General features: G+C 43.8%; 15 protein-coding genes. 4 read left to right on the top strand and 11 right to left on the bottom strand.

The features are described 5' to 3' along the window. Window positions 1–232 precede the first annotated feature (232 nt). Window positions 233–1,237: an adenosine deaminase gene (locus R1T43_RS13125; RefSeq protein ID WP_317349612.1), complete on the top strand. Its 1,005-nt coding sequence runs from the start codon at window positions 233–235 to the stop codon at window positions 1,235–1,237. 26 nt (window positions 1,238–1,263) lie between these two features. On the opposite strand, the gene R1T43_RS13120 is transcribed toward R1T43_RS13125, so the two are convergent. Continuing rightward, entirely contained in the window at window positions 1,264–1,614 is a 351-nt protein-coding gene (locus R1T43_RS13120; protein ID WP_317349610.1) for an Hpt domain-containing protein, read from the bottom strand. 325 nt (window positions 1,615–1,939) lie between these two features. On the opposite strand from R1T43_RS13120, the gene R1T43_RS13115 reads away from it, so the two are divergent. The 3 genes from R1T43_RS13115 to R1T43_RS13105 all read left to right on the top strand — a co-directional run bounded on the left by R1T43_RS13115 (window position 1,940) and on the right by R1T43_RS13105 (window position 7,280). Beyond that, window positions 1,940–4,048, top strand: a complete 2,109-nt coding sequence (locus R1T43_RS13115) for an EAL domain-containing protein (protein WP_317349607.1) — start codon at window positions 1,940–1,942, stop codon at window positions 4,046–4,048. A gap of 193 nt (window positions 4,049–4,241) precedes the next feature. After that, complete coding sequence (locus R1T43_RS13110) at window positions 4,242–5,123, top strand: diguanylate cyclase (protein ID WP_317349605.1); 882 nt, start codon at window positions 4,242–4,244, stop codon at window positions 5,121–5,123. A gap of 144 nt (window positions 5,124–5,267) precedes the next feature. Next, window positions 5,268–7,280 (top strand): ATP-binding protein, encoded by a 2,013-nt coding sequence (locus R1T43_RS13105; protein ID WP_317349603.1) that lies wholly within the window; start codon window positions 5,268–5,270, stop codon window positions 7,278–7,280. A 47-nt stretch (window positions 7,281–7,327) separates the two neighbouring features. On the opposite strand, the gene R1T43_RS13100 is transcribed toward R1T43_RS13105, so the two are convergent. The 10 genes from R1T43_RS13100 to R1T43_RS13055 form a co-directional block, all read right to left on the bottom strand. Next, the gene (locus tag R1T43_RS13100; RefSeq protein WP_317349600.1) at window positions 7,328–8,401 is read right to left on the bottom strand and encodes a purine nucleoside permease; all 1,074 of its coding nucleotides are present in this window, start codon (window positions 8,399–8,401) and stop codon (window positions 7,328–7,330) included. 96 nt (window positions 8,402–8,497) lie between these two features. Beyond that, window positions 8,498–10,927 carry a TonB-dependent siderophore receptor gene (locus R1T43_RS13095; RefSeq protein WP_211069377.1) on the bottom strand — a complete coding sequence of 810 codons (2,430 nt, stop codon included), beginning with the start codon at window positions 10,925–10,927 and terminating at the stop codon, window positions 8,498–8,500. Window positions 10,928–11,190: 263 nt separating this feature from the next. Then, entirely contained in the window at window positions 11,191–12,570 is a 1,380-nt protein-coding gene (locus R1T43_RS13090; RefSeq protein WP_317349597.1) for a nucleobase:cation symporter-2 family protein, read from the bottom strand. A 2-nt stretch (window positions 12,571–12,572) separates the two neighbouring features. Next, on the bottom strand, window positions 12,573–14,060 hold the full coding sequence (locus R1T43_RS13085; RefSeq protein WP_317349594.1) for an adenosine deaminase: 1,488 nt from the start codon (window positions 14,058–14,060) through the stop codon (window positions 12,573–12,575). A gap of 225 nt (window positions 14,061–14,285) precedes the next feature. Beyond that, window positions 14,286–14,651 carry an AraC family ligand binding domain-containing protein gene (locus tag R1T43_RS13080; RefSeq protein WP_013784606.1) on the bottom strand — a complete coding sequence of 122 codons (366 nt, stop codon included), beginning with the start codon at window positions 14,649–14,651 and terminating at the stop codon, window positions 14,286–14,288. 89 nt (window positions 14,652–14,740) lie between these two features. Then, entirely contained in the window at window positions 14,741–15,973 is a 1,233-nt protein-coding gene (locus R1T43_RS13075) for an allantoate amidohydrolase (protein ID WP_317349591.1), read from the bottom strand. Further along, entirely contained in the window at window positions 15,966–17,201 is a 1,236-nt protein-coding gene (locus tag R1T43_RS13070; RefSeq protein ID WP_211069373.1) for a pyridoxal-phosphate-dependent aminotransferase family protein, read from the bottom strand. Before R1T43_RS13070 ends, R1T43_RS13075 begins: the two co-directional genes overlap by 8 nt. Before the next feature lie 9 nt (window positions 17,202–17,210). Next, the gene (locus R1T43_RS13065) at window positions 17,211–18,029 is read right to left on the bottom strand and encodes a sulfite exporter TauE/SafE family protein (RefSeq protein WP_129737666.1); all 819 of its coding nucleotides are present in this window, start codon (window positions 18,027–18,029) and stop codon (window positions 17,211–17,213) included. A 158-nt stretch (window positions 18,030–18,187) separates the two neighbouring features. Further along, window positions 18,188–19,765 carry a gamma-glutamyltransferase family protein gene (locus R1T43_RS13060; protein ID WP_211069372.1) on the bottom strand — a complete coding sequence of 526 codons (1,578 nt, stop codon included), beginning with the start codon at window positions 19,763–19,765 and terminating at the stop codon, window positions 18,188–18,190. A gap of 165 nt (window positions 19,766–19,930) precedes the next feature. Further along, window positions 19,931–21,229 carry an amidase family protein gene (locus tag R1T43_RS13055; RefSeq protein ID WP_317349584.1) on the bottom strand — a complete coding sequence of 433 codons (1,299 nt, stop codon included), beginning with the start codon at window positions 21,227–21,229 and terminating at the stop codon, window positions 19,931–19,933. Window positions 21,230–21,270 lie beyond the last annotated feature (41 nt).

The following is a 21,270-nucleotide window of genomic DNA, read 5'->3' as shown; positions in this document are numbered from 1 at the left end:
ACTTGACCACTTAGTCAGTTTGTTGGTGCGTTTTGTGCTACGGTAATCATAGCCAGAATACGCAAAGTCAGTGGTACGCCAGTGAAATTAACTAATAAAGGTTTTAAAAACCCTGTATTTCACTTCGGAAGCGTTATAACAACGCCTGACTAAATCAACGCTAGAAAAGAAATTGTGCACTATTTAAGATGCAGATTGCATCAATGTGGTGCACTTCTAACTGTGAGGGGCCATGTCGCTATCAACAATAATTCAAAAACTCCCGAAGGCTGAACTGCACTTACATATAGAAGGCAGCCTAACACCTGAGCTTATGTGGCACCTGGCAAGTAAACATAGTATCACGTTGCCATATAAAAGCATTGAAGAGATAGCTGCCGCCTATCAATTTACTAATCTTCAAAGTTTCCTTGATATATATTACGCGGGTGCGGGCGTGCTCATTGACGAAGATGATTTTTACGCCTTAATGTGGGCGTATTTCACCCGCTGTCATGAAGACAATGTGGTTCACACCGAAATCATGTTTGACCCACAAACCCATACCGCAAGAGGTATAGGATTTGATGTATTCATGCCCGGTTTTTTGCGGGCTATGAAAGATGCACAAAAGCAGTATGGTATTTCTAGTTATTTAATCATGTCTTTCTTAAGGCATTTACCAGAAAGCGACGCCTTTGCCACACTTGAAGCTGCCAAGCCTTATTACAGTGTAATAGATGCGGTTGGTTTAGACAGTTCTGAACTAGGTCATCCTCCGTCTAAATTTGAACGGGTTTTTCGAGAAGCGCGAGCGCTTGGGTTTAAAATAGTCGCTCATGCAGGTGAAGAGGGACCTCCAGAATACATTTGGGAAGCCTTAGACTTGCTGAACGTAGACCGGATTGACCATGGCGTACGGTGCCAGGAAGACGATAAATTGATGGCTTACATTAAGGCCAATCAAATCCCTTTAACCGTGTGTCCATTAAGTAATTTGAAGCTGTGTGTGGTAGATGATTTAGCCAAGCACAATATATTATCGCTTCTTGATGAGGGGTTAATGGTTACGGTGAATTCAGATGACCCTACGTATTTTGGCGGGTTTTTGAATGATAATTATGTTGCGCTGTGTGATGCACTGCCTGTAACAGAAGATCACGTGAAGCAGCTTGCTATCAATAGTTTCAAGGCTAGCTTTTTACCGGATGAAATTAAGCAACGTTATATTGCTCACATACATTCACTCACGAGCTAATCAGTTACGCCGCTCATCGTTCTTCTTTAAGCGTGGGCGGCTGCCATTTCAGATTTAGTGGCATCAATGACTGATCCTAAGGCCTTTACCTCAAGGTTAATCTTTTCCCAATCATCAGACATCGATAATATTTCAATATGTGAAGCTTTCTGGCGCAACATTTCAGCACCCACATCACCTGAAACACCTTTAATAGCATGACTACTAAAGCGCACTTCTTCTCGGTCTTTATTTGAAGCCGCCGTAGAAAGCGTAAAATATTTTTCGTCTATTTGCTCAATAAACATCTCAACAACGCGCTTCAACAGTGCGTGATTTCCCGCTAAGCGTTGTAACGCCTGTTCATGTTGCCAAAGCGATGTAGTGTCTAAGTTCATAAGATGCTATTGCCTGTTGAGCCGATTAAAAATGTCAGTAACTAACTTCTTAAAGAAACCTTATATTAAAAAAATTTAATTGTGAACATATTTGCAATACGTTTGAATATATTATATTGAAATCAGCATTAAGTTTTCCTTTAATATAAAGGGTGAACCTATTGAACGTATTGAACATTTGTTTGGTAGATAGCCCGTCTCTTCAATACTCCAATACAAATTTAGTTACATAAGCGTGGCCGAATATATACTAAAGGCTAATAACGAAAAGCATGGTGTGGTCGATACTTAATAGAGAAAGATGTAAATAGGAAAATGGACTGCTATGGATATGCGTGCGCAAAAGGTACTTATTGTTGATGACGAACCCATCAACATTATCATTTTAGAATCAGCGATAAGTAGTTTAGCGAATGTAATTAGTACCAATGACAGTGTTGAAGCCCTTCACCTTATCGAAATACACAAACCCGACTTAATTATTCTTGATATCAGTATGCCCAAGCGCTCAGGTTTCGACATCTGCAGAGCGGTGAAGGCGGATTTAGGTTTACGAGAAATCCCCATTCTTTTTGTTACATCTTTTACCGACAGTGAAAATGAGCGAAAGGCACTCGCATTGGGCGCTATCGATTTTATTGCGAAGCCTATCGATATAGAAATTTGTCGAATGCGCGTTAAAAACCATCTTTTAATTCAACGTCAAAAGTCACAGCTAGCCATTTATAACGAAAGAATTCTTGAGGAAAAAGAGCAGCTAAACATTACGCTTAATGCTATCGCTGATGGCGTTATCGCCACAGATGCAGAAGGTATTGTGACGTTTATAAACCCGGTTGCTCAGCGCTTAACGGGCTTTAACGAATTTGAAGCGTGCGGGCGAATGGTTGATGACATCATGGAGTTGCGAGACGCCACGACTAATACGGCAATGATTAACCCTGCGTTATACACCATGAAGGTTAAGCGACCTGTTGCAATGGCGTTTAACGTAAAGTTAGTGAGCAAGCAAGGTAAAGAGTGCAGGGTAGAAGATACGGCATCTCCAATTTTAGATGCGCAAGGCAATGTTAGAGGGGCCGTTGTAGTGTTCCAAGACGTGTCTGAATCGGTTGCAATGGCTGTTCAAATGACCCATGTCACTAACCACGATCAACTTACAGGCTTACCTAATCGCGTGCTATTGCATGACAGAATTGTTCAGTCTATTAATCGCACCGACAAAGCGCAGTATAGTGTCGCTTTGTTACTTATAGACATTGATAATTTTAAATATTTAAACGATGCGCTGGGACACAAAGTCGGCGACTCTATTATATTATCTATATCGAAACGCCTTCAACAAGCATGTGGTACGTCAGCAATACTGGCAAGGGTGGGCGGTGATGAGTTTGCATGTTTATTGACCCATGTAGGTAGTGGTTTAAGTGCCGACGGGGTGGCAATGAGTTGCTTGCAAAGTGCAAGAGAACCCATTTATATTAATGGTCGGCATCACCAACTAAGTTTGAGTATTGGCATTAGCTTGTATCCACAAGATGCTTCTAGTGCAGAAGAAATGATGCGTCACTCAGACACCGCTATGTATCGCGCAAAAGCCACAGGTAAAGATAAATTCAGCTTCTTCTCAAAAGATCTCCAATTGGCCATGCGCAAGCGGGTTGAGACCGAAGTAAAGCTTCGTAGCGCGCTTGATAGCAACGACTTGGCGGTATTTTTCCAACCTAAATACGATTTGAATTTAAACAAAGTTGTTGGCGCAGAAAGCCTTGTGAGACTCATTGACGAAGATGGCAATATAACCCCACCTGATGAATTTATTCCATTGTCTGAAGAAACGGGGTTAATTCATCGGCTAGGTAAGCAAGTTTTGGTGAAAAGCTGTGAGTTTATTGCTAAGTGTGTTGAAGCAAATAAACCGCTCGTGATTGCAGTTAATGTATCTGCCCAGCAAATAGCGAACCCTTGCTTTGCTAAAGAAGTTGAGGAAGTGATTGTTTCGACCGGCATCGACCCAAGGCTGTTAGAGTTAGAGGTAACCGAATCTGCATTAATGGACGATTTTGACCAAACGCGAAAAATGTTACTCGCGCTTTCCTCATTGGGGCTTTCACTAGCACTAGATGACTTTGGCACTGGCTATTCAAGTTTATCTTACTTACGTCAGTTTCCTTTAAACGTACTTAAAATTGACCGCTCTTTTGTAAAAGATATGGATCACGAACCCCAGGCGCTCGATATCGTTACCGCTATTGTTCGCCTTGCCAATTGTCTAAACATGATTTTGGTGGCAGAGGGGCTTGAAACCGAATTGCAGTTTCACTCGCTGAGACAGTTAGGCTGTGAATATGGCCAAGGTTACTACATGTGTAAACCTTTATCAGAGGATGAATTCACCGCACGATTTTTGAGCCATACGTCATTAATGACGTAGTGATATGATATAATAACTTAACAACTTAAAAAATTAAGTTGTTAAGTTTCTGAAAAGATATAAGTTTTATTTTTTTGAGTTAATATTTAGCGAATGTTGCTGTAGTATGCATAATAATGCAATTTTCCTCCCGAGCTTAAAACAGTTTTGTTAATTTATGCAGTTAGAACTTAAACCATACGCGGCATGCAAAGTGCTCGTAGTCGATGATGAGCCTATTAGCAGGATGCTTTTAACCTCAATACTCGAGCCTTTCGTTACATGTATTTCTGCTGCAAGCGGCGAAGAGGCAATTAGCCAATGTGTTGCGCATAAGCCCGATCTCATTCTGTTAGACATGAACATGCCCGATATTGATGGGCTTACGGTTTGTCGAACTTTAAAAGACAGTGCTGATACCGCTCACATACCGGTTGTTTTTGTTACTTCTACTATTGATGTTGAAACTGAAAATATGTGTTGGGAAGTGGGGGCTTCAGATTTTGTTTTAAAACCAGTTACCGCCTCTACACTTGCGCATCGCATAAAAAACCACTTACAAGGTAAGTTACGCACAGAACTACTTAAAAAAATGACCTTTCACGATCAGTTAACAGGTTTATACAACCGAATGTACTTGAGCAATGAAATTCCATTATTAGTAAAGCAAGTTGCGCGCGATCATGGCACCGTAGGTGTCATCATGATGGATATCGACTTTTTTAAACTCTACAACGATAACTATGGCCACCTTCAAGGTGATATCTGCCTTCAACAAGTGTCAGGGCTTATTGCTGAGCATGCTCGACGCCCTAAAGATGCTGCCATTCGATTTGGTGGTGAAGAATTTATGTTGGTATTACCTTATACCGATTTGAATGGCGTTAAGAAAATTGCAGAAGACATTGTGGCTGCAATAAGAAGTGAATGTATTACGCATTATGCCGGTAAAGGTGGAATGCTAAGCCTTAGCGCGGGCTATGCTGTCAGATCTGCCGTTGAGTTACAGGACACCGGCGTATCTTCACTTATCGAGTCTGCTGATATTTTTCTCTTTGAAGCCAAAGAGTCAGGGCGTAATCGCGCCATAGGGTAAACCGCTTCTCCCTTAGAATAATAGCCTATTGTTTAATTTTTTTTATTTGCAAGAACCACTATTATTGCCGTAATGGAGCAGTGTAATAACTGTAGTAGCTCCTCTCTCCCTTAGAGGGCTTCTTGATTTTAATGGCGGTTTGCTATGTCTCAACAATTCGATAGTAAAGAAAAGTACCCTATTTCCGTTTCTTCAACGGTACTTAACTTTGAAAAAGTACTAAGGTCTGGTTGCGACATATTATCCATGCAGCAAGGCTTACTTTTGCATGTTACTTGTGAACATATCGATGTTATTGCCAAAGCCGATGCCTCTCTAGCTCCCCATCAATTACTATTGCCCCCTTTTCCTGTTGATATAGCTTCTCTTCCTTCCAGTCAGTTAGAAAGCTGCGCTGAGGTTAAGCTGTGGGCGAAGCAAAACTTATTGGCAAAAGACTTTATTATTGGCCGAGTTCACCGTGTTGGTAACTATCATGTTGTGTTAATACTGGTAAACAGTGTGGAAGATATAGAATCTTCTTACGATAAAGGAAAGTTGTCTCTTCTTGATAACTGGTTAGAAAGCGTTTTACAAAAAGAACGTGGTGCTGACGATAATTCTATAAAGCATGCTGAGTTGTTCGAAAAACTGCAGTCAGTGGCCAACATAGGGGTGTGGGAAGTTGATATTGTTGAAAACGCCCTTTTTTGGTCATCTCAGACCCGCGTAATTCACGAAGTCCCTCAAAACTATGTGCCAGCGCTTAGCTCTGCCATAGAGTTTTATAAAGAGGGGCCCCACCGTGATGAAATAATACGCCTAGTTAATCATGCGATAGAAACGGGTGAGCCATGGAGCGCTACTTTGCAGTTAGTAACCGCAAAAGGAAACTCTGTCTGGGTAGAAAATCATGGCATGGTTGAAATGTTTGATGGCCATTGTGTTCGCCTTTTCGGTACATTTCAAAATGTTGATAAGTCGGTAAAACTTCGCTTGGAAGTAGAAGCAAGGCAGAAAGATGCTGAAATGGCATTCAAAGAAAGAGGCCACTTGTTATCTCGTATCAGTCATGAATTGAGAACACCGCTTAATGGTATTACAGGCATGCTACAGGCAATAAAGTTTGAGCAGCGCGTAAATATTCGTGAGCGAAAAACTGATTTAGCGCTTAAGAGTGCTGATCGCTTATTGCTGCTTATCGACGATGTTTTAGACTATACTGAAATTTCCAATGGTGAGCTTGTACTGAAGAAAAATGACTTCTGCGTGCGGGCAATGGCAGAAGAGTTGATTGATGTATTTAAACCCTTGTGCAAAGAAAAAGGGCTTCGTTTATACGCGGCTCTGTCATTCCCCGAAAATAGTTACATAAATGGTGATGCCAACAGGATAGGGCAAATCATCTCCAAATTAATCCATAACGCCATTAAATTTACTTCACGGGGGCACATCTCCATACAGTTGACGCTAAGAGAAGCATTCAAAGTGCCTAACTTGCTTATTTCCATAGAAGACACTGGTAAAGGAATGGATGAGGAAACTAAAGCTTCGTTATTCACGCCTTTCGTACAAGGGCAAAAGCAATCGGCTATTAAAGGAAGTGGAACAGGTTTAGGGCTTTCTATCGTAAAGCAGTTAGTTGAGAAAATGGATGGCGAGCTAGAGCTTCGTTCTGAAATGAATGTAGGCACTTGTTTTGATATTGTTCTTCCGGTGACCCTAACTGATGTTAAACAAGGCCTGCTTGAACACGACGATGCCCTATCATCAAGTTTACTCACTATACCATTGTCTATCCTGGTGGTGGATGACAACGATATTAACCGCATCGTGCTTGCCTCCATGTTGGAAAAATACAATTTCATTGCCGATGAAGCTGAAGATGGAGAAGTGGCAATACAAAAAGCTAGACAGAAAGACTACGATCTTATTTTCATGGATTGTGCCATGCCAGTGCTCGATGGGGTGTCAGCCACAAAAATCATTCTTGAAGAGGGGTTGATGCACAGCCAAGGTAGTATTGTAGCAGTTACGGCCAATACGTCAGAAGAAGACAGAAAAGCGTGTAGAGAAGCAGGCATGTCAGCGTTTTTGTGTAAACCTGTCGATCAACGTAATGTCTCGCTAGAACTTAAGAAAGTGTTGCTCAGTAAGTCTTTTGAAATGCACCAGTGACAGCAAAAGACCGCTGCCACTGATGTTTAAACGCTACTGTCTTACTATTACTTAACCGGTATGTCAGTTTTCACTGTATCCCAATTTGTCGTAATTTCCTCAATAACCACCGAACCTACAGCGTAAGCTGCTTCTACGGCAGATTGTAGCGCTGCATAGCCTTCCCCAGAACTTTCTAATTCAAGGTTTTTAGCAGCAGTCAGTCCTTTGGGCTGCATAGTAAAGTTACTGGCAGTACGTAGAATAAGTACGCGGTCTTTATCAACCAATTCAGCGTTATCTAAATAGGTGAGAGCTTGAAGGGTTGCTGAATCTTCCATACCTGAAGTGACAAAGTTACCTTTACTTTGTGTCCAGTAGCCCACCCAGTCGTTCGCCCAATCATTTAGCAAAGCACCATGCCAAAATGTAGAAGCAGATAAATGAGAGCCAGTCATAATGGTGGGTGCCGAAAGCGCTTTAGGATACCCCGTATAGGTAGCACGTAACTTATCCATAGCGGGAGTATTAGGTAACGCCGTATCTTTAGTAAGATTAAACGCCCAATCCCTTAAATTCGCATTTAAAATATAAACTTCGCCGTTAGGGGCTTGTTCCGGGTTTACCGACGCAGCATCAGCGTAAGGTGAATGAGTGAAAAGCGGGAAGTAGCCGGTTTTCCAATCGCTTGGAATTTCACGTGCGTCAATTTGATGGGCTAGGTCGCCATCAACCACATAGTCTGTCCATACAGCAGAGCCAATAGTGCCATCGGCAGGATCCATGCCTGCAATACCTGCTACAAGCCAGTAAGCATGCGTTAAGTCGAATCTTGGGTCTAACCCAAGCGCCATTATAGCGGCAGAGGCACGAGCGATACCCATGCCCGTTACAATACCTAGTACACCGGTTTCTTCGTTAACAAAAATATCATGGTGAGCATGGGGAAGGGCATAGCGGGTTGAAAGCTTTTGGCCTTTTTTCCACAGTTGGAATTCACCGGGTTTGTCACCTTCGTCTTCACCAATTTCAAACATGGCAACCACAACGGCTTTGATTTCGATAGGGGGAGTGGTTTCAGCGCAGTGCCCAGCGGAAGCGAAAAAAGAAAGGGCGAGAATAGCATTAGCAAAATAGCGCATTAATAATTGTCCTCTTAGGTATAAAAAAAGGTAAATCTACGAGGGTAGATTTACCTTTACAACTGTACGTATTACAAACACATATATTACAGTGGCTTAGAACTTATAAGCGAACTTCGCGCTCCAATGACGTGGTAATTCAGGCAATACAACCTGGCTACCGAATAAGTCAGGGAAGTTAGCACGGAAATAACGCTCATCCGTTAAGTTCTTAACGGTGAAGTTAACAGACCAGTCATCTGCTTGATAAGACACACCAGCATTCACTAGCGTGTATGCTGGAAGCATTACCGAAGCAGAGAAACCTGATGCCACTTCTTCAACGTCAACTACACTCACGTTAGCCGCATAACCGTTTTGGAAGTCGTAAGTTGCAGTTACTGTGTACACGTTTTCAGGAATACCCGCTTTACGTGCATCAGTGTTAGCAAAGCCTTCACCAATTAAGTTCAAACCAATGACGTTACCACCAAATACAAGCGATGGATCGGTAAGGCTTGTTAGGTCTTCAGCGCCTAGGAAACCAAACTGGTTACCATTTTCAAGTGCAGTAAGGTTAATAACCTTGATGTTGGTGTAGCCAGCAGACATTACAAGATTTTCGTTCACTACCCAACGTAACTCGAACTCAGTACCTTTGTTGTTGGTCGTGTTGTTCGTTACGGTGTTTTGGCTGCTAAAGTCAGTTCTTTCCATCTCGAATGATGAAAGTGCAAAGTATAGGGTGTCGTCTAGTAATGAACCTTTAATACCAAATTCAAACAATTCAGATGTATCAAATGCACCATCTTCTAATTGCCCAACACCAATTTCAGCACCTTGACCGGCAACAATAGTCGCTTGCTCAGCAGCAGTGATGTAAGGAATTAAACCAAACGGAAGTTCATATGAAATACTGGTATTCCACGACCAACCGCCTACTGTGTCTTCAGCAGAAACTGGCGTACCTTCATTGCCTTCAATACGAGCACCAGGTAATAATAAGTCCTGACGTGATGTGGTTTCGATATCAATAGTGTCATAACGCACACCAAGAACAAGGTTCAAGCCCCAATCCCAGGTAAGGTCGGTCATGGCACCAATACCTAAATCAAGGTAGTTACCTTCATCGTAGTTGTCGTAGTTCATGCCTGAGCGAGTAGACAGTAAACGTCTGTCTAATGCTGAAGAAGCCATGGTCAAATCACGACGGTTAAAGTATTCGTAGGTAAAATCATCACCGTGTAAAAAGTCGGTATAACGAATTGACGGTGAAATCTGGAATTGCGCTAACAAGCTATCGTTTTCATATTCAGTGGCGAAAACAATTTTATCTTCAATTACCCAGCTATCGTGGAACTGCGAGAAACCATACGCATTTTCGTTGATATTATCGTATGAATCGTAGAAGAACTGGTTACGAACTTCCCAGTTGTCTGCGTAGTAAATAGTGTCGAAGTAAAAGGTAATCGCTTCGTTGCCCAGTTGGTCGTCTGGTGCAACCAATACTTGGCTACCGTTTAGGGTAGTCGTACCAACGTTTTCAAGTGCCATTAGGGCAGTTGCTTCATCATCGGTAAATGCAGCGCCAGGAACGTAGAAGAAGCTGTTACCCGCAATGTTTACTGCACCATACTCTTCATGACTAATTGAACCGTCGCCGTCAGTATCAAGCGATTGAGCAGTACCGGTAATATAAGTGCCGTCGTCAATTAGGTCTTGTGTTAAACGGTTCCAACCAGCAACTTGGTTGCCGTCGTAATCGTGGTACATACCACCAAATTCAACACGAAGGTTATCAGTAATATCGATGTTGAACGCGGCTTGTAGAATGGTTTGATCAGTTTGCGTATTTTCATAATAGCTATCTGAATTTTCTACTTCACCGTACAGGTAATATCCTACTGTTTTGTCGCCAACCTGTGCTGGACCACCAACCTCTGCAGTTAACACGCTCTTATCCCACGAACCCGTAGTATAAGAGATTGCACCTTCAGGCTTCTCTAAATACTGACCAGAAGATGCACGAGCAGATTTAGGGTTAAAGTTTAAGTAACCACCAATCTTAGACGGGCCATAAATAGGAGACGCTGGGCCACGAACAATATCAATTCGGCTTGAAGCACCAATTGGCGTTGGGTAGTTACCTGGGTTATCTAGGCGTTTAACGCCACGAAAATAGGTTTCACCAGGTGTACCACGTACATCAAGTGAGCCTGCAACACCAAAGAATGATTGGGTAAATGTACCAGGTGCAAATGCCACTAGTTCATCAATATCTGAAACGTTGAAACGCTCCATTTGTTCTTGAGAAATCGTTGATGCAGAACGCGGCGTTTCAAGAATTGATTTTCCAAAACCAAAAACTGATTCAACATCTTGACCAGGCAAACTGCCCAGCGACCCTGTTACTTCAATTTTTTCAACGTCAGCGTCTTTCGGCGCAGATTCAGCGTCTTGTGCAAGTGCAATTGAAGGCACTGACAACGTCAGACCGAATGCCAGCGCACGGGCGAATGGGTTTAGTTTGAATGTAGTGTTAATCATGGTTTCCTCTATTTTTAATAGCCTTTAAAAAGGCCTTTTATACTTTTTTATTTTTCTGTCTGGGTAATAGCACAATGAGTGCCATCTTCTTGTCCAGTTGGTCAGGAAATTAAATAAATTTAAATTTATGATTTAATTGAACTTTTTCAAAATGGGGAAACGCGTCAATGTTATTAAAATGTGAAGTGAAACAATGCTGGTGGATCTCTGCACCAGCATTGTGATGGTTAACGTGAATGTTGCACCAAATTTGCCCTTTACTCTTAGCCGTGCATATTTGTTGCTGCTTTCGGTATATTCTGTGTTGCTTTTTGCGGTGCACTGGGCAAAGTAAGATCTAAAATAATAGCGGTTAGCCCCGCAGACGTGACAGGAGAGAGTAAAACGTTTTCCAACCAAGTAGGAAGCTGAGATAGCGCACTGGGTACCATCATTACACCAATACTCATACCCAAAGCACACGCGGTAATTAAGCTACTTCTTCTATCTAACGCGTAGCTAGCAAGTAGCTTTAAACCACCCACAGCCACCATGGCAAACATCACTAAGGTTGCCCCTCCTAACACCGGCTTAGGGATAGCTTGCAGCACACCACCTACCACAGGGAATAGGCCAACAAAAACAAACATGCCCGCCACAAAGAAACCCACTTTTCTACTCGCAATACCGGTAAGCTGAATAACCCCGTTGTTTTGGCCAAAGGTGGTGTTGGGAAACGTATTAAAGGCGCCAGCAATCATAGAATTAAGTCCGTCGCCCAAAATACCGCCTTTAATACGAGATAAGTAAAGCGGGCCAGACACAGGCTCTTTGCAAAACAGGCTATTCGCGGTTAAATCGCCCGCGGTTTCAATTGCGGTAAATAAGTAGATAAGTGCAATGGGTAAAAACAAGGTAATGTCGAAGCTAATGCCAAAGGCAAAGGGCTGTGGAACGGCAATGGCAGGCAAGTTATGTAGGTGAGAAAAGTCTAAACCTTTAGTGATCCACACATAGGCAGTGCCCAACGTCATTCCTACAAAAATGGCCGACAGCCGTACCCAATGATTATTCGACGCATTTAAAAATACAATAATGAGTAAAACGCTTACCCCTAAACCTAAATTGTCTAAACTTGCAAAAGATTCAGCGTTAAATCCACCGGCTAAATCCGTCATTCCTACGTTAATCAGAGATAAGCCAATGGCGGTAATCACAATACCGGTAGTCAGCGGTGTAATAATGCGCTTTAGCTGGGTAACGAATAAACTAAACACCACCTCAACTACCGCGCCCGCTAACGTAAGACCAAATAGAAGTGACAATATTTCTTCGCTACTTCCACCCTCATTTTTTACTTTCATACCCGCTAAAAGTAACGCACTAATAAACGCAAAGCTGGTCCCTTGTATAGCCACTAGGCCACTGCCTACAGGGCCGAATTTTTTAGTCTGGATAAAGGTACCCACACCACTGACAAAAAGCGCCATACAAATAAGGTAAGCAGTATGCTCTGTAAGCCCTAAAGTGGCAGAGATAATTAACGTTGGGGTTATCACCCCTATAAAACTCGCTAGCATGTGCTGAAACGCGGCGGTTAAGCACGCCACCGCATTGGGTTTATCGTGCAAACCATAAAGTAAATCTTGATGTTGTTCTTGCATGATCAGTCCTTATCGCCGCTGCACAGTTGGCTTTCAAATGTACAGATGAATGCGCGAAACGTCGGGGTTTGGGTAGGCACGGTATCTGACGCAACTTGGTTTTCAAATTCAGCCACCCGTTGATGATATAAAGCGAGTTGCTGTGCTTTAACATCCGGTTGTAAAAAGCTGTACTGCAAGCTGTTGATACCCAGGTTGAGCAGTTCTTCCCAGCTCAAGTTAAATTGGGTTACCGCGATATAAAATTCGTCGGTTAAAGTGGAATCGAACATTCCGCGATCATCAGTAGATAACGCGGTAGGAATACCGGTACGTAGATATTCTGGAAACGGGTGGCTGTCGTAATTAGGTAGATAATCTAACAGTAAATTTGAAATAAGATTAATTTCTATAAGGTAATGGCTGTTTCTCATTAGCAATAAAGTATCTGGATCAAAAATGGTATTTAACCCGTGCCCAATACGCTCTGCACCAAGTAATAAGGTGTCGCGCACGTTCGAGTCGGCGGTTTCTGATTCGCCTGCATGAAAGGCCAACAAAATTTTGGGATACTTTGCACGAAGCTTTCGCAGTGTTGATGCAAAACGCGTGGGCTGCCCATTTTTATCATCTTCTCTTCCCACCAAGTTTATGCCGACATAAATATCTCTATGCTTATCTACAAAGTCATAAATCCATTCCAGCTGTGCTTCCGCGTCGGGCAAAAAGCGCACTAATGCATACTGCAAGCGAACCGTAACCTGTGTGGCTTGTGCTTCTTCGCTGGCAAGCATGTCGGTATAAACTGCTAATGCTTCATCTGGAGAGTAGGGGCTTCCGTCGGGTTTTTTCGCATAGCGTACATTCACTTGCGTCTCTAAATATTGTAGGTTTTCTTTTTGATATTCCTGCATATTGCGAAGCAATATTTTTGAAACCAGTATGGGGTTGGCGGTTAATTCATTTAGCCGTTGCCAATGTGTAGAGAAAAATTCGTCTCGCCCTTCTGAGGGCGTATGCAGCCGAATACTATCCATAAAATCTTGCTTCTGATCTTCGTTAAGCAACGCTAATTCGGTATAGTTTTGTTGCAGACAATCAGGAAGCGTCACCCATGTGGTTTCACTGATGGTGTGAAAGCGTAGTGGATTTTGATTATCTGACTGGGGTTTGTCTGACTTGCACTTTCTATTGTTCACTTGGGTGTAATAGGTATAACCGCCATTTTTTGTAGGATCTGAACCGAGTTCATACCACCATTCGCTAAACCCTGAACCCGACAAGTGGTGATGTAAATCACCTCCTTTTGGCATGGCGTGTAAAAATTGATACATCTGGCGTGGCGAGGCGGTTTTTTTGAAATCTTCAAACCACAACGGCATAGAAAATGAAGAATTAGAAGGGGAAGAATCAGCAACCGCACTTGATGCAGCAACGCTTTTATAGGCAAAACTGGAAAGAGAGATAAATACAACAAGATAGAAAGGTAAAAAGGTAAGTCGCAAACGCATGAGTACTACAGCAGTATTGAAATTATAATGCGGGTGGTTTGCAAGAAGCTGACCAGTTAGTCCATGCTCAATAAGAAGGTTAACTCAATGATAAACAGATATTTTTAGTTAAAATAGATGCGGGAAGAATAAAGGTTAAAATGTGGCGCGCACCAAGTTGGTGCCTTAAAACGAAAAGCGCGCCAATATGACGCGCTCAAATTAACAGCAAGGCGATGAAAGCTATTAGAATTCAACACCTTCGTCTAGCGTAACAAAGATAGAATGACGCACTTCGTTATACATGGCTTTTGAGCAGTGCCCTTCACCTTCAGTGTCTTCCAGTAAAATAACATCACCAGACCCAAATACGTGGCGCTCACCGTTAGAAACCGTAAATTCCGCACGACCTTTTAAGATAAAAAGAAGCTGGCGTGCTGGCGCAGGATGCCATTTAAAGTCATAGTCTGCGGGAGTTTCTCTAAAGATAATTTTATCGGCGCCAAACTTTTCTGACAATAGACCAATAGGGCCGCCATCTTTTAGCGGAATATCGATTTCACCAAAGTGGCTCTTACCTTCATCGTCATTATAAATCCTTGCTATCTTCATCTTACTTATACCTGTTTCTTATCATTCAACGAATTGCACTTAAAGGTGAGGGTTAGCGTAAGCCCCATAACAAAGCACCAAAGCGAGTCTTAGTACTTTAACTTGCGAAGACTGTGGTGCATTACCGCTAAGCTCGCGGCAACATCGTCTGTAGTGATTGACTCAGCCGGATGATGACTAATACCACCTTTACAGCGTGTGAATAGCATGGCAACAGGGCATATTTCAGCCATTGCCATTGCATCATGCCCTGCACCCGAGGCCAGTACTTTGGGTACGATCCCAGCTTCAGTTACACCTTTAAGCAATGTATTTTGTAGCGCACTATCACAATGTACCGCTGGCGCACTGTGCGTTTGCTCTATCTTTAATTCCACATTGCGTAGTACAGCAATGTCGTTGATTTTCTGCAAAATCTCTGCCAATGCGGCTTCTCTGAGCGGGTCTTCTTCACTTCGAATATCTAAAGAGAACTGGCATCTACCTGAAATCACATTAACACCATTAGGGGCGTTCTCAATTTTACCTACGGTAGCCACAACACCAGGGCGCTGCTGACTAATAGACTCTACCGCCAAAATCATTTCGGCACTGGCACACAATGCGTCGTGGCGCATCGACATGGGCACAGTCCCCGCATGTCCTGCCATACCGGTAACGGTTAACGAAAAGCGTTTCGCACCAGCAATAGCATTCACCACACCTACCGGTAAGTTTTCTTGCTCTAACACTGGGCCTTGCTCGATATGCAGTTCTAAGTAACCAAGCAAGTCAGTCTGTGCAATTGCAGCGCTGTTAATGGCATCAAAATCTAGCCCAAAGTTTTTCATCGCATCTTCTAGAGAAATGCCATCTTCGTCTTTTAGCCTACGCCATTCGTCTTGCCATTTTCCGGTTAACGCGCGGCTTCCTAATAACGTGGTGCCAAAACGTGTGCCTTCTTCGTCACAAAACCCAACAATATCGATATGGAAAGGGAATTGGTGTCTTTCGCCGCTGAACATAGCCATTAGCGTAACAGGTGCAACCACACCTAGCATGCCATCGTATTTTCCGCCGTTGGGCACGGTGTCTAGATGACTTCCAATGATCAAGCGAGGAGCGTTAGGTACAGCTGATGTGTAACGACCCCAAATGTTACCCACGCTGTCTTGCCACGTGGTCATGCCTGCTTCTATCATCCAACCAGAGGTAAGTTGATTCGCCAACTTATGTTGTTCGGTTAAATAGCGCCTGTCTAAACAGGTGGGATTTTGGCTTAATGAACCTAGCGCTTCGCAGCGCGCCATCACTAGCGCGGCTGCATCAGAAAACTCAGACATTCATGGCTCCCGAGTACACAGCAAGCGCAGCGTCTACGCCAGCACCGGCCGGTAACGACATACCTTGCTTGCGTAATACGGTTTCAAGCGACTGTAGGGTGTGCAACACGGCATCTTGGCGAGCGTTATACCCCATAGTGCCTATACGCCAAATTTTCCCTTTAAGAGGGCCAAAGCTAGTACCAATTTCAATGTTGAAACGCAGTAATAAGTCTTCGCGAACTTGTTCGCCGTGCACGCCATCAGGTATAACCACGCCCACTACGTTACTCATTTTATTGGCAAGGTCGCCAAAAGGCGTAAGGCCTAGCGCTTGCACACCAGCTAACATGGCATCACCTGCCACTTTATGGCGTGCAATAACATTTTGCTGGCCTTCTTCAAGGTGCAAAATAGCGCATTCTCGTGCGCAATAAAGCATGGTCGCTGCTTCGGTATGATGGTTTAGGCGTTCATCACCCCAGTAATCCATGATCATACCAAGGTCAAAATAGTTAGAGCGAATTTTCGGGCCACGAGCACTTTCATGATGTGCATCGCGAATACCCGCTTCTACATGATGACGAGTGCGCACTACATCTACGAACTTTTGGCTCATGGTAATGGGCGCACTACCTGACGGGCCGCCTAAACATTTCTGCAAGCCTACTGAAACAGCATCTAGTTTCCATTTGTCTACTTCCAGCGGGTTACCACCAACCGATGCCGTAGCATCACAATAGAACAATACGTCGTTAGCTTCACAAATCGCACCAATGTCTTCAAGCGGTTGAAACATAGTGGTTGAGGTGTCGCCTTGTACTATGGCTAACAGCTTAGGTTGAACTTTCTTAATAGCTGCTTCAATTTGCTCAGGTGTAAATACTTCACCCCACGGCACTTCAATAGTGTGGACTTCTGCATCGGCGCGCTCGGCAATTTCAGCCAATAGATGACCAAAACGCCCGAAGATAGGCACAAGTACCTTATCACCTGGTTCGATAGCCGATACTAAAACCGCTTCAATACCCGCACGAGAAGTACCGTCAATCAGCATGGTTTGCTGGTTTTCGGTATTAAATAACGTGCGGTACAGCGCCATGGTTTCGTTCATGTAGCCTGTCATTACTGGGTCGTATTGGCCAACCAGTTGTGTAGACATGGCAGACAGTACACGTGGATAGCAATTAATAGGGCCTGGGCCCATTAGAAGGCGCGGTGGAGGTGTTAATGGAGTAAAACCAGTCATAATAGGCTCCTAGATAAACACCTGCGCAAGCATGCGCAGGCCAGTAATGATGAGAACAACAGCGAAAATTTTCTTAAGTAGGCCAGCATCTAGCTTATTGGCAATGCCTGCACCAATGGGCGCAAAAATAACCGTTAACGGAACAATACACGCGAAACCAAGTAGGTTAACGTAACCGTAGGTAGCGAACGGCGCGTCAACAGGGGTAGTGCCCACAAATAAAAGTGTAATGGCAGCAGGCAGCGATATAATTAGGCCAACAGCGGCTGCTGTACCTACTGCTCTGTGCGCAGGGTAATTACAAAACGTGAGGGTAGGGACGGTAAGCGTGCCGCCACCAATGCCAACCATTGAACTGAAAAAGCCAATACACGCCGCCATAATTGACTGTCCAACACGGCCAGGTAGGCCGTTAAACAATGCATCTTTTTTGCCAACTAACATGTTGATAGCAGACAAAGTGGCAATAACACCGAACATCAAGGTTAGGAAGTTTGCGTCTAGTACCGTTACTAAGTAACTTCCGGCTAATACACCTATTAGGATAAACACAGCCCATGCTTTTAGTAGGGCAAAATCTACATTGCCTTTACTGTGGTGAGCGCGAATAGAGCTAATAGACGTAGGCACAATTGTGGCAAGTGATGTTGCAGTTGCAATCACCATGGCACTTTCAGCCGATACCCCTAGCGCTTGAAATAAGAAAAACAGAACAGGCACTATAACAATACCGCCGCCTACACCTAACAGGCCAGCCAGTAATCCGGCGAACACGCCTGTACCAATTAACGATAATATTACCGTCATGTTATCGAGTAAAAACTGCATAAATTAAGAGTCTCGTTGTGAAAGTGTGCTTACTAATAAATTTACGCCCAACGTAAATTATGGTGGGTTGCTCTGACTTACTTAAAAAGGGGTGGACGTCCTTTAAAAATAAGCCAAAAGCAACACACCGATAAAACGGCTTGGGGTAATTTTTGTTGTTAGACCTTATCGGTAAAAGCTTTACCGTCGCTTCGTGGATCGCTTGCTGCGCTGACTGCACCAGTAGACGTGCGAATAACCGCGCCCGCATGGCCCATCAGTTCGTTACAAGGGTCGACAGTCACCATATCGTGGCCGCGGGCAATAAGGCTTTCGCCTACATACTCAGCTAAGTCACGCTCGGCTTTTAAGTTGTTACTTTCATCGCCCCAAGTACGGCCTAATAACCATCGGCCTAGGGCAATCGCTTTATCAATTGGCTGGTTGTGATAAACATGTCGAGCAAATAGGGCAGCTTGTGTTTGTGGCTGACCTTCACCGCCCATGGTGCCGTAACTCATTCTGCGCCCATCAGCTAAATCGGCAAACGCAGGGTTTAGCGTATGGAACGGCTTTAATCCAGGCTTTAAATATTGGTTGCTAGCTGGGTCTAACGAGAACGAAGTACCTCGGTTATTCCATACAATGCCTGTTTGTGGGCTAACAATGCCTGAACCAAACTCCCAGTAAAGCGATTGAATGTAACTTACCATTCGACCTTCGCTGTCGCAGGCACCCATCCAAATGGTATCGCCTGGTTTCGCGACATGCGGCCACGGTTGTGCCTTTTCTATCGAAATGTGTTTTACCATTTCATCAAGTGACGCATCGGTGAGCAAGCTCGCTAAATCAACCGGCGTACGTGAAGGGTCGGTAACGTTCGCATTTCGTGCAATAAACGCCTGTTTGGTGCATTCAATTAATAAGTGCACCATGTCGGCATCGGAAGAGCCTAAATGCTGCACCTTGTCGTACAGCGCTAAAATAATTAACGACGCCACACCCTGGGTAGGTGCAGGTAAGTTATACAAAGTACCTTTGCTGGTGGTGACTGAAAGTGGCTCTACAATTTGTGCTTTGTATTGGTTAAAGTCTTCAATACGAATAGGTGAACCAGCGGCTTCTAAGTCGGTAGCCAGTTTGCTAGCAAGCTCGCCCTGATAAAAGTCATCAAGCCCTGCTTTCGCTAAGTGGCTAAGGGTTTTAGACAGCGCCGTCAGTTTAAGTATTTTACCTTTTTTAAGGGCTTTGCCCTTAATTAAGAACTGATCAAAATTTGGGTCGCCGGCTAAATCGTCAAAGGTTTTATTACTGGCGTCTACTAAGCTTTGCGTAACTTCTATACCCCAATTAGCCTGGCTAATGGCGGTATCAAACAACGTATTAAGCGATAGGCCGTCTTGCCACTGGTGGCTTATTTTTAATGCTTCATTCCAACCTGCAACAGCACCGGCCATAGTAAGGGCTGATTTTCCGCCTCGGCTAGGAATAGCGCTTTCGTCTTTATAAAATTCAGGGGTAGCACCCAATGCTGCAACGCCTGAAGCATCAATACCAATAGGGGCTTTGCCAGGCTCACTAATTAGCCAAAATCCGTCGCCACCCATACCATTCATGTGAGGGTATTCAACAGCAATAGAGGCCGCTGCGGCAACCATTGCTTCAATCGCGGTGCCGCCTTTTTCTAAAATATGTAAACCCACTTGCGATGCCGCAAAGTGAGGGGCTGTGAAGCCTATGTTATGTTTTTCACTCATTGTTTTTTTTATCCATTTGTTATTTGGCAAGTGCGATCTTGTTTTCATGTTAAGCCGGCTAAGCCCGCTAAGCCCCTAATGACGAAGTCATTTCAAATCAGTAGCGACTGCGTCATTTTAAATCAGTAACGACTACATCAGTGCGGGCCTTTGATGACTAGCGCATTAGGCTGTCAGTATTTTTGCTAACTTAATAAGTGCAAGATCGCTGCCTTTTTTGCCTACCAGTGATAAACCACATGGGGCATTTTGTAGGGTAAATAGCGGCATATGAATTTGTGGAAGCTCTGCTAAACCTGCAATTGAGGTAAGCGCAAGCAGGGCGTTCCTATCGTTCGCTAGTGTTTCTTCGTCGGCATCGCACCGTGGTGCAATGCCGGGAGTAGTGGGTATCAACAATACGTCTACAGTTTCAAATAAGCTGTTGATGTATTCTTGAAACGCCACTTGCTGCTTCTTGGCTTCTTCAACTTCTTGTTCAGAAATCGTTTCGCACCAATTTAGTCGAAGCATTATATCGTGGGCAATGTCAGGGGATGTATCTGTTATCCACTGACCATGTTGTCGCCAAATTTCAGCGCCTTGTAATACGCGAAAAGTCGCGGCAGTATTCAGTGCCGATAAATCTAATTCGTGTTCGGTAATCGGGGTAATAGTAAAACCCGCATTGTCGCTATCTGCTTTTTTATTAAGTGTTTCTACCCATTTTGTGGCCAAAACACCGTGTTTAGCACTTTGCAGCAAGTGTTGAACGGCACCAATTCGTACTAAGCTTGTATTTGAGTCACTGTTGGCTACGTCGGTTTTATCTGCACCGTTTACGTTTTGTGGTGTAACCAATTCTTCTTGCGAACCATCAGCTAAACAAACTTGGCTGACTTTCTCTAGGGTATCGAGATCGCGGCTCATCCAACCTACTGTGTCGAATGACGGTGCCAATGCCACCATATTGTCACACGGTATAGCATTATGGGTAGTGCGCAGCCCCCATAATCCTTGATAGCTCGCAGGAACACGAATAGAACCACCTGTGTCTGTACCCAAACCAATATCAGCTAAATGTGCCGACACAGCAACAGCCGAACCTGAAGACGACCCCCCAGGAATGTGAGCAGGTGCAATAGGGTTCACCAGCTGCGGATAATGTTTATTTTGACCGTGAAGGCTATAGGCTAGTTCATCGGTAATTGTTTTACCTTTGAAGGTAGCGCCTGCATCAATTAATTTTTCAACTGTGCTATTGGTGGCCGTTGGCACAGGGTGCGTTGCCAACCAATCGGGATTCCCGGCTGCGGTTGGTAGCCCTTTAATATGAAATAAGTCTTTTACCGCTAAAGTGTAGCCCTCCAAGCTAATACCAGTTAGTTCGCCAGCTGTTGGTGAAGCATTGGCTGCCGCAGAATCTGAAGCACTTTTAGCGTTTACTTTATAGTCAGCAGAGATCGAAACAAAAGGAGAAGACACGGCACATTCGCAGTAGTGAAAAATATACCTCCATGAAACAA

Origin of the sequence: Alteromonas sp. CI.11.F.A3 (genome assembly GCF_032925565.1) — a bacterium.
Taxonomy (GTDB): domain Bacteria; phylum Pseudomonadota; class Gammaproteobacteria; order Enterobacterales; family Alteromonadaceae; genus Alteromonas.
This window is presented reverse-complemented; position numbering and strand designations above follow the sequence as displayed.